At 39.6% G+C, this 10,023-nt stretch carries 7 protein-coding genes and 1 pseudogene; 1 reads left to right on the top strand and 7 read right to left on the bottom strand.

The features are described from left to right. The first annotated feature begins 632 nt into the window (after positions 1-632). Positions 633-1,484: a BglG family transcription antiterminator LicT gene (gene licT / locus NLX67_RS19655; protein WP_254313109.1), complete on the top strand. Its 852-nt coding sequence runs from the start codon at positions 633-635 to the stop codon at positions 1,482-1,484. 199 nt (positions 1,485-1,683) lie between these two features. Here licT and NLX67_RS19650 read toward each other — a convergent pair. The 7 genes and pseudogenes from NLX67_RS19650 to NLX67_RS19620 form a co-directional block, all read right to left on the bottom strand. Next, a pseudogene (locus tag NLX67_RS19650) lies at positions 1,684-2,092 on the bottom strand (family 1 glycosylhydrolase); the annotation flags it as partial. Positions 2,093-2,380: 288 nt separating this feature from the next. After that, positions 2,381-3,838: a glycoside hydrolase family 1 protein gene (locus NLX67_RS19645; RefSeq protein ID WP_254313107.1), complete on the bottom strand. Its 1,458-nt coding sequence runs from the start codon at positions 3,836-3,838 to the stop codon at positions 2,381-2,383. A gap of 178 nt (positions 3,839-4,016) precedes the next feature. Next, the gene (locus NLX67_RS19640; protein WP_254313106.1) at positions 4,017-5,450 is read right to left on the bottom strand and encodes a 6-phospho-beta-glucosidase; all 1,434 of its coding nucleotides are present in this window, start codon (positions 5,448-5,450) and stop codon (positions 4,017-4,019) included. An 80-nt stretch (positions 5,451-5,530) separates the two neighbouring features. Further along, positions 5,531-7,375, bottom strand: coding sequence for a beta-glucoside-specific PTS transporter subunit IIABC (locus tag NLX67_RS19635; RefSeq protein ID WP_254313110.1), 1,845 nt, complete (start codon positions 7,373-7,375; stop codon positions 5,531-5,533). Positions 7,376-7,909: 534 nt separating this feature from the next. Then, on the bottom strand, positions 7,910-8,311 hold the full coding sequence (locus NLX67_RS19630) for a DoxX family protein (RefSeq protein ID WP_254313105.1): 402 nt from the start codon (positions 8,309-8,311) through the stop codon (positions 7,910-7,912). A 47-nt stretch (positions 8,312-8,358) separates the two neighbouring features. Beyond that, entirely contained in the window at positions 8,359-8,967 is a 609-nt protein-coding gene (locus NLX67_RS19625; RefSeq protein ID WP_254313104.1) for an alpha/beta hydrolase, read from the bottom strand. Next, entirely contained in the window at positions 8,964-9,911 is a 948-nt protein-coding gene (locus NLX67_RS19620) for a ring-cleaving dioxygenase (protein WP_254313103.1), read from the bottom strand. The genes NLX67_RS19625 and NLX67_RS19620 overlap by 4 nt, the downstream gene beginning before the upstream one ends. Positions 9,912-10,023: the final 112 nt, after the last annotated feature.

Raw genomic sequence — 10,023 nt, 5'->3', positions numbered from 1 at the left:
CCTTTTCCTTTATTATATCAGCCTAACAATAAAAAAACCGTTCACCAGCTTCACGTAAGAACCTAAAAAATGCTGTTTACGGCAGTATGTTTTTGAATGTAAGAAAGCCGAAAACATACAAGGAATGAATAAAAATTTGCATATTTTCGGCTTATGATAACTTTGGATATTAAACTAAAGCCCCCTATAGTTTAAGTGAAAAAATTCACATATTCTTCATTTTAGATTCATGTCCCCAGTTAGTGCAAAGTACCAATATCGTCCTTACCTATAACTAAGATTGAAACAATAATCTAAAATTAATTTTTTTCAAGTGCTAACTTTATTCCTAAATAAATTAGTGCAATACCAGAAAATCGGTCAAAGATTCTCTGTTAAAGGTTAATGTTGATATTTCATCTAATTGCTGAAGGGACTCGGTTGAAGCGAGTTGTCATACAAATCCCATCAAACAAATTTAAATTAAGAAGGTTCTTGTTGAAACCGTTTTCTATATGGAGTATAATTGATATTATAAAAGGAATGTTACTGTTCGGCAGGCATGACCTAAACAAACACAAAAATTTTCCTTCTCGAAATTTTTGTGTTTGTTTAGGTCTTTTGTTTTTTAATAGAAAGTAGGTGGCTTACAGGTGAAAATCAAAAAAGTGTTCAACAATAATGTTCTTTTGGCTGGGAAAGAAGAAAAAACTGAAATTGTTATGATGGGAAAGGGCTTAGCTTTCCAGAAAAGAGTAGGGGACGAAGTAGACCTATCCAAGGTGGAAAAAACCTTCATTTTAGAAACAAAAGGATTATCTGAAAAGCTAGCTGAGCTGATACAGGATATTCCAGTCGAACACTTGGAAATTTCAAATGAAATTATTCAGTATGCAAAAAAAGAATTAGATGTTAATTTTAAGGATAGTGTCTATTTGGCTTTAACGGATCACATTAGTTTTGCTATAGCCCGATATCAACAGGGTTTGACTATAAAGAATGCATTATTGTGGGAAATAAAGAAACTCTATAAAAAGGAATTTGAGGTTGCCGTTAAGGCCCTACAGATAATTGAAAAAGAAACCGAAATAAAGCTTCCAGAAGATGAGGCAGGGTCTATTGCCTTGCATTTTATAAATGCTCAAGAAAGTGGATCTGGCATGGACCAAACCATGATGATGACACAAATTGCAAATGACATACTAAATATTGTTAAATATCATTATAGCATAGAGTTAGATGAAAACTCGATGAATTATAACCGTTTTCTAACCCATCTAAGGTATTTTGCTTATCGCTTACAAAATCGTGAGCTTATTTTGGAAGAAGATGATGATACATTGTATGAACAGCTAAAGAATAAGTATACCGAAGCCTATCGATGCAGCCAGAAAGTGAATGCCTATTTAGAGAATTCTTATGATACTACACTTACCAAAGATGAAATAGCTTATTTTATGATCCATATACACCGGGTTACAAATAGAGAAAGAAAAAATGGATAGTAATAACAATTAATTTTGATCGATTCTGTGTATTCGAAATTATGCGAAAAACTTTATAGATTCCAATTTACTATTAATACTTCCGTTGGTAAAAGTAGATCTTTACGAACGGTTCTTCTTTATGCAAAAAAACACCGGTTTTTGCGTTCGTTTAAGCAAGAAATCACTTTACGAACGTTATAGTAAAATAAAAGAATGAAGGATCTGTACTCATTGCCCGGCTTGCATAATAACTAAATTCGATATAATCAACGGTATGTTCTTTTAAAAGAGACTCCTCTCCATCTTCCATTTGAATAGTCAAATTATGATCCTAAAAAAAACGTTTTGCGTAACTCGGGTATTCTCCACGCGACTGAACATCAGTAAAGAAAGATGATTTACGGTCCATCTCCATTCCTTTTAAAACATCATCCGGGTTGCACGTATATGGATAGGTGGAGCCGGCAGCGAGCATACAGCCGATTTTCGCGTCAGGAATCCTTTCGTGACATACTTTTACGGCAAGCACGCTTGTGACCCAGTTGATGATGCGCTGCTTGATATTGAATTTGTTCCTTGTTATCATATTCGTTGAAAATAAGACCGGCACTTATAAAAGGCAAGTGAGAAGCATATTACCAACATAAACACCGAATGGACCAAAAACGAGAACGGTTAATAGCACAATAATCATTAATGACATCATTGGAACTAAGAACATTTGAACATCTTTGTATATGACTTTTTTCAAAAATCTTTCTAACAATGCATAAATCGATACTTTTGAGCAAGAAAGTGATAATGAAAGTGAGATTATTAAGGAGGATGACCATATAAAAAAAGCTTGCAGACAATGTTTTTAAAGTAAAAATGCTGTCTGCAAGCTGAGTTATTTTGTAAGGAATGTTTTTATTTTAAAGCTCTTCCCCGTTGCTCTCGATTACTGTTTTGTACCAGAAAAAAGAATCTTTCCGGCTGCGAGCCAGTGTACCATTTCCATCGTCATCTTTATCTACGTAAATGAAACCATAGCGCTTGGACATTTCACTGGTCGACATGGAAATCAAGTCAATTGGACCCCAGGCAAGGTAGCCGATCAAGTCGACACCGTCTCCAATGGCTTCTTTCATTTGCTCAACATGCTGTTTTAAATAATCTATCCGATACGTATCGTGAATCGAACCGTCTTCTTCAACTTTATCATAAGCACCGAGGCCGTTTTCGACGATAAACAGTGGCAGGCGATAGCGATCATAAAGCTCATTCAAAGTTACTCGAAGTCCAATAGGATCAATCTGCCAGCCCCAATCTGATGCTTTCAAATATGGATTTTTTAAGCTGTTAAACAAATTACCTGCGGTCACTTCACCTTCGGGCGACACAGAAGAAAGCATAGACATATAGTAGCTAAATGTAATGTAATCAACTGTATATTGTTTTAATAACGCTTCATCACCGTCTTCTTTTCGAATCGAGATGCCTTTTTCTTTAAAGAATCGATTCATATATGTTGGATATTCGCCTCGTGCATGCACATCAGTAAAAAAGAGATTGTGTTGATTATCCTGCTGCGCTTTTAGCACATCTTCTGGATTTGGTGTATGTGGGTAATGCGTCATTTTAGCTAGCATACAGCCCATCATAGCACCCGGAATGATTTCATGAAGCGCTTTTGTCGCAAGCGCACTCGCTACAAATTGATGATGGAGTCCTTGATATTTTGCCTGTACAGGGTCTTCTTCTCGGTCTGATAAAATGCCGCCGCCTGTGTAGGGACTGAGAGTCATCACATTGATTTCATTAAATGAAATCCAATATTTCACCTTTTCTTTATAACGCTTAAAAACGGTTTCTGCATAGCGGACAAAGTGGTCGACCGTCTCACGCCCGGCCCAGCCGTTATATTTTTCTGTCAGGCCGTACGGAGTTTCATAGTGAGATAGAGTAACAACAGGTTCAATACCATGTTTTAAGAGCTCATCGAACACATTATCATAAAATTGAAGGCCCGCTTCGTTTGGTGTTTCGTCCCATCCGTTCGGAAAAATACGTGACCAGTGAATAGAAAGGCGGAATGCTTTAAAACCCATCTCAGCAAATAGAGCAATGTCTTCTTTGTAATGGTGGTAAAAATCAATTCCTTCTCGCTTTGGATAGCGGGTTGTGGACTCACCGTTTAAAGCTTTTTGAATAGCTTCAGATGTGACTTCCATTTCGTTATCTTTTAACCGTTCTGATTTAGGAATGTATGCGACAAAGTCAGCCGCAGAAAGCCCTTTGCCTTCCTTGTCAAATGCGCCTTCAATCTGGTTGGCAGCTGTTGCGCCACCCCAATAAAAGTTCTCTGGAAATGCTGCTTTGAATAATGTCATCGTCAATACTCCTTCATTTTGATTTTTTATGTCATAACAGTTAACAAATGTTCATTTGGATGGGCAGTCGGCTGTTCTGTTTCCATTACATCCAGATAATCATTTGTATTTGTACTGATCGAAAATCCTCTATTTTCATTCTTGTCTAAAGGTATGTTTCATCAAAAGAATTTCATACTTAAAGTACCTGGCCATTTGTTTCAATGACTTTTTTGTACCAGTCAAAACTTTTCTTTTTTATTCTCTTCATAGAGCCGCCGCCTTCGTTATCTTTTTCAACATAGATATAGCCGTACCGTTTTTTCATTTCGCCAGAAGAAGCACTGACAAGATCGATTGGACCCCAGCTTGTATAGCCGATCAGCTCTACACCATCTTTAATGGCTTCTGCCATTTGTTCAATATGTTTCTTTAAATAATCAATCCGGTAATGGTCATTGATTTCACCATGTTCATTTACCTCATCGACAGCACCCAGTCCATTTTCAACGACAAACAATGGTTTTTGATAACGGTCATGCAGCTGATTTGCTGTAATCCGGAAGCCCTTTGGATCAATTGTCCAGCCCCATTCGGACTTTTCCAAATAAGGATTTTCTACAGAAGCAAAAACATTTCCATCTGTCATATTATTTAGGATCTCTTGATCTGTACTCATGGCCCGACTTGCGTAATAACTGAATCCGATATAATCAACGGTATGTTCTTTTAAAAGAGATTCATCTTCATCTTCCATTTGAACAGTCAGATTATGATCCTTGAAAAACCGCTTTGCATACCCTGGATACTCGCCCCGTGACTGGACATCAATAAAGAAAAATGATTCACGGTCCATCTCCATTCCTTTTAAAACATCATCCGGGTTGCATGTATATGGATAGGTGGAGCCGGCAGCGAGCATACAGCCGATTTTCGCGTCAGGAATTATTTCGTGACAGGCTTTTACGGCAAGCGCGCTTGCGACCAGTTGATGATGGGCAGCCTGATATTGGATCTGCTTTTTATTTTCGCCTTCTTTAAACACGAGGCCGGCTCCGATAAACGGCAAATGCAACAGCATATTAATTTCGTTGAATGTCATCCAGTATTTCACTTTGTTTTTGTAGCGAACAAAAAGCGTCTTGGCATATGTTTCGAAAAAGCTGACAAGTTCACGGCTTCTCCAGCTTCCGTATTGTTCAACCAAATGAACGGGCACATCGAAATGGGCAATTGTAACAACGGGCTGAATGCTGTTTTTCAATAACTCATCGAATAGGTCATCGTAAAACTGAAGACCTTCTTCATTCGGTGTTTCGTCATTTCCATTGGGGAAAATCCGTGCCCAGGCGATCGATACCCGAAGCGCTTTAAAGCCCATTTCTGCAAATAAGGCAGTATCTTCTTTGTATCGATGATAAAAATCAATGGCTTCATGGGAAGGATAAAACTCATTTGGATCAGGAACGAGTGAATCAACACGCCCTTTCATTAAAGACATTCGATTTGGGCCGAAAGGGAGAAGGTCTACGGTAGATAATCCTTTGCCGCCTTCTAAATAAGCTCCTTCTACTTGATTGGCCGCTACTGCGCCGCCCCATAAAAAATCTTCAGGAAATACTTGTTTTGTCATTTCAACATGACTCCTTTAAATGGTATAAACGAAAAGCGTCCCAGAAAAATTCCTTGTTACGCTTTTCGTTTTAATTGTTTTTACGCAATGATCGTCAGAAGGTCATCATTTTGGTTAATTGTCGGTTTTTCGGTTTCAAGTACATCAAGATAATCGTTGGTATTTGTGATAATTACAGGTGTTATTGTTTGGTAGCCTGCTTCTTGAATTTTTTTAACATCAAACTCAATAAGCAGATCACCTTTACTTACTTGATCGCCTTGCTTTACTTTTGGAGAAAAGTACTCACCATTTAACTGAACCGTGTCAATGCCAATATGAATAAGCATCTCTACGCCGTCATCTGATAAAAGGCCGATTGCATGACCTGTGGGAAACAGCGTCATTACTTTGCCGCTTATCGGTGAATACACCTGCCCGGATACAGGTTCAATGGCTACCCCTTTGCCAAGAGCACCGGATGCAAACACTTGGTCATTTACAGAGTTAAGCGGTTTTACTTCACCGTTTAGCGGGCTTGAAATCATTGTTTTGCGGACCATCGGCGCCGCTTCTTTTGTTGGAGATGACTCTTCAGCCGCTTCTTTTTGCTTTTTATCTTCAAATCCGAAGAGATATGTTAAGCCAAAAGCAAGAACAAACGCTGTGAAAATGCCGATCATATAAAGAGCCATCGGTGAAAATGCTGGAATAGACAGGAAGCTAGGGAATGCGAAAACCATTCCTTTTACACCAAATGCTCCATTGATAGCCCCACCAATCGCACCCGAAATTGCGATAAATGGAATTGTTCGTTTAAAGCGCATCATTAATCCGTAAATAATCGGCTCCGTTACACCCGCTAAAGCGCCTGGCAGGAAGGTTGAACCAGCAAGCGCTTTTAGCTGCTTGTCTTTTGCCTTAAGGAAAATAGCCAGCGCTACACCGATTTGGGCAAAAGGAGCTGCCGCCAACATCGGCGCTAGCGGATCTCCGCCGTTCGCAAGATTCCCTATGATAATTGGGACTAGTCCCCAGTGCAGGCCGAAAATCGTTAAGAATGTCCATCCGGCTCCCATAACAGCTCCTGTTAAAATACCGCTTTTCTCGCCAAGGAAAAGAACAGAGTCGCCAATTGCATTACCAACATAAACACCGAATGGACCAAAAGCGAGAACGGTTAATGGCACAATGACCATTAATGAAATCATTGGAACTAAAAACATTTGAACATCTTTGTAAATGACTTTTTTCAAAAATCTTTCTAACATTGAATAAATCAATACAGCGATAAAAACTGGGAAAACAGTAGAAGAATAGTTCATTAAAACAAGCGGAATACCTAAAAATGACTGTGTACCTTCAGCTGTTGCTAACGACGTTAGATTCGGTTCCAGCAAAGCCGCCCCGATCGTGCCTCCGATATATGGATTTGCGCCAAGTTTAATAGCTACTGTAATGCCAAGGAAAATTGGCAGGAAGTAGAAAACAGCGTTTCCAGCTGCTGAAAGAACGAAATACGTGCCGCTTTCTGCCGACATCCAGCCAAGCATTGTTAAAACGGTTAGCAACGCTTTTAACATACCAGCGCCTGCAAGTGCGCCAAGCAATGGAGAAAAACTTCCTGAAACAACTTCAAACACTTTGGAAAGGATGCCTACTTTTTCGCTGCTTTCATTTGAAGAATCTGACGTGTCACCCAGATTTACTTGATTCATAATTTCTTTATGGACATCGTTAACATGGTTTCCGATGACGACTTGAAATTGCCCGCCGCTTTCTACGACACTAAGAATACCGTTCATGTCTTGCAAAACATCTTTATTCGCTTTTTTCCGGTCTTTTAATTTAAACCGTAGTCTTGTGGCACAGTGTACAAGACTGGAGATGTTTTGTTCACCTCCGACATTCTTAATGATATCGCTTGCAAGTTTAGTGTAACTCATCATCTCTTCACTCCTTCATTTTGGTTTTGCTAAAAGAAAAGACCCGGACTGATCTCAACACAGAAAGGGTGCGCACACTTCTGCCTTCAGATCAATCCAGGTCTTGCCTGCCGAACAGTCACAATCCTGTTTTTCATATGAAATTAAAAAAACCTAAATCATGCAACGACAGAAAGACATAAATAGGCTTCTGATACGTTCTATGATTTAGGTTTTGCCTGCTTAACCAGTAACAATCCTAAAATGGAGTTGTTATTCAGTTGATAGTTAAACATTATCATGGATAAAAACCAATGTCAACGCTTTCTTTTTGAAAATATAAATTTGTTTTTACTGTTGAATAATTTGTCAATTGAACAAAAAACACGAGTTTTGGAACACATATAAAGTACAAAGCTGAATACCCATCAAAAACAATAAAAAAGCACCCCAATTGTTAGACACAGTCTAACAATTGGGGTGTAATTCCGTGTTGGCTCTTTTTATTTACAGAATTATGTCTTCTCTTTCTCGCTATTCAATCGACAGAAGAGTTTACACTCCTAAAAATTCTTTAATAGAATAAGCTCCTGGCCCAATGAGCGCAAGCCCAATGGCGACGACAATCAGCACCACGTTGTATTCAAATCCGCCGGCCGCGTTAGCAAAGCCTTTAGCGCCGTGTACTTTTGCAATCGCTCCGATCATAACTAGTGTAATAAGCACAGCACCGAGAGGGAGAAAGAAACCGGCGATAAATAAGATACCCGCTGTAAGTTCTGCTAAGCCGCTAAAAGCAGCTGCTGCATTTCCCGGTTTTACGCCGATGGACTCGAACCATCCACCTGTTCCTTTAATGCCATAGCCACCAAACCACCCAAATAATTTTTGTGTGCCATAGTAAAAAAATACGATTCCAATTATAATCCGAATAATGAATAAACCTAAGTCCGCCATAAAACGAACCTCCTTTTTTATTTTGTTTTTAGTGTTACTGTTAACCGTTATGCAAAATGTTTTTGATACCACTGCGCTGCAGTATTTACTTCTGTCTGCGTCAACTGGTGGCCATGGTGTTCCCAGTACAGCTCTATATCTGCATTTGCTTTTTCTAATAAAGACTGGAGTTCCTTAGATTCCATCGGCGAACAAATTGGATCATTTGTCCCCGCAGCAATAAACACGGACTTCCCTGTTAAATCAGGAAGCTCTATTCCTTTTCGGGGTACCATTGGATGATGAAGAATTGCCGCCTTCAAGGCATTTTGATAATGGAATAATAAGCTTGCCGCTATATTGGCTCCATTTGAATAACCGATGGCGATTATATTATTCCGGTCAAACCCATACTTTTCTGCAGATTCATCAAGAAACGCATTCAATTCTTGTGTACGGGAGACCAGGTCTTCTTCATCAAATACGCCTTCTGAGAGTCTTCGGAAAAAACGCGGCATGCCATTTTCCAGTACATTTCCTCTTACGCTTAATATAGAAGCCTCCTCATCAATTTTTCCGGCAAGGGGCATCAGGCTAAGCTCGTTGCCTCCAGTCCCATGAAGCAGTAATAACGTGGGTTTAGAAAGGTCTTTGCCTTTTTGAAAGATGTGTTTCATTTTTGGTCTCCTTCCAAAACACGAACCTCAATAGGAGGTAAGGTCTTTTCTAATTCTTCTCGTTTTGACTCCAGCCAGGACGGCAGCATCAGCTTTTGTCCCAGTGTCTCCATTGGTTCATCCATCGAAAACCCTGGCGGATCGGTCGCTATCTCAAACAAAATGCCGCCCTCTTCATGAAAATAAAGGGCTTTAAAGTACTGTCGATCACGTATTTCGGTTGGGTAGTACTCTTTTTCCACAAGGAGCGCCCTCCATTTGTGCAGTTCTTCTTCATCTCTTGCTCTCCAGGCAATATGATGAATCGTCCCTGCCCCCATCAGCCCACGAACAGAAGGAGTCAGCTTAATATCAATAGTGTTTCCAAGCGATGCTTCCGATTTAAATCTTAGAAAGCCTTCTTCCTGTCCAATGCATTCTAGACCCAATACATTTTCAAGCACATCCGCTGTTTTATGAGGCTGCGGGGAGATCAAAAGAGCTCCATCAAATCCCTGAATGGCATTTTCCTCCTGAATTCCTCCGAACGCCCAATGATTTACAGTCCCTTCTCTTCGCTCTACCAATTCAATTTCAAGGCCGTCTGGGTCCTGAAAAGCTACATGCTTTTCACCAAAACGGACGGCCGAAATAAATTTCACATTAAACTTCTTTAACCGATTCTTCCAAAATTCCATCGAATCGGCTGGAATGATAAAACGGATGACCCCGACCTGTCCAGTTCCGATGCGTCCTTTTAACTGTTTAGCCCATGGAAAAAAAGTGATCGCAGTTCCTGGTTCACCAGATTCATTCCCGAAATAAAGATGGTATACTTCTGGGCGGTCAAAATTAATCGTTTTTTTCACTAGCCTTAGTCCGAGAACCCCGGCATAAAAGTCAATCGTCCTTTGAGGATCGTTGACCATTGCGGTAATATGGTGAATGCCTGCTGTTTTTTGCATGCTGAGCAGCCTCTTTTCCTGTTACTTGGGTCTTTCGATTGAAAATATCTCTCCAGTTTTAACGTAATCTTTAATTCGTTAATATCTCGAATTCGAGATATTTAACAAAAAA

The organism is Domibacillus sp. A3M-37 (assembly GCF_024213455.1).
GTDB lineage: Bacteria > Bacillota > Bacilli > Bacillales > Domibacillaceae > Domibacillus > Domibacillus tundrae.
Note: the sequence above shows the minus strand (reverse complement) of the source record. Positions and strands in the feature narration are given on the sequence as shown.

Excerpts from the sequence above, each read along its gene's own strand:
- NLX67_RS19645 (WP_254313107.1), bottom strand. The coding sequence starts at position 3,838 with ATGACATTATTCAAAGCAGCATTTCCAGAGAACTTTTATTGGGGTGGC.
- NLX67_RS19640 (WP_254313106.1), bottom strand. The coding sequence starts at position 5,450 with ATGACAAAACAAGTATTTCCTGAAGATTTTTTATGGGGCGGCGCAGTA.
- NLX67_RS19635 (WP_254313110.1), bottom strand. The coding sequence starts at position 7,375 with ATGAGTTACACTAAACTTGCAAGCGATATCATTAAGAATGTCGGAGGT.
- NLX67_RS19630 (WP_254313105.1), bottom strand. The coding sequence starts at position 8,311 with ATGGCGGACTTAGGTTTATTCATTATTCGGATTATAATTGGAATCGTA.
- NLX67_RS19625 (WP_254313104.1), bottom strand. The coding sequence starts at position 8,967 with ATGAAACACATCTTTCAAAAAGGCAAAGACCTTTCTAAACCCACGTTA.
- NLX67_RS19620 (WP_254313103.1), bottom strand. The coding sequence starts at position 9,911 with ATGCAAAAAACAGCAGGCATTCACCATATTACCGCAATGGTCAACGAT.